The following is a 276-nucleotide window of genomic DNA, read 5'->3' as shown; positions in this document are numbered from 1 at the left end:
CGAGGGGCAAAACCTGCGTGAGCACATTGCCCAGAAGTACGGATCCACGCCCGAACAGTCGGCCGCGAGCAGGGCGGTGCTTCAGGAGCGCGCCGCAAGCGTCGGCTTCACAATTGCGATGAACGACGAGAGCCGCATCTACAATACGTTCGACGCGCATAGGCTGCTGCATTGGGCGGGAGAACAGGGCCGCCAATCCGAACTCAAGCACGCGCTGTTCGAGGCGTACTTCACTCAGGGCGCCAATGTCTCGCGCCATGAAGTGCTGCTGGACGT

At 62.0% G+C, this 276-nt stretch carries 1 protein-coding gene; it reads left to right on the top strand.

All coding sequences use genetic code 11. The features are described from left to right. On the top strand, positions 1 to 276 hold a 276-nt coding region (locus ACYPYD_RS21670; protein ID WP_459665465.1), incomplete at both ends, for a DsbA family protein.

This window comes from Novosphingobium sp. 11B (assembly GCF_054589055.1).
This window is presented reverse-complemented; position numbering and strand designations above follow the sequence as displayed.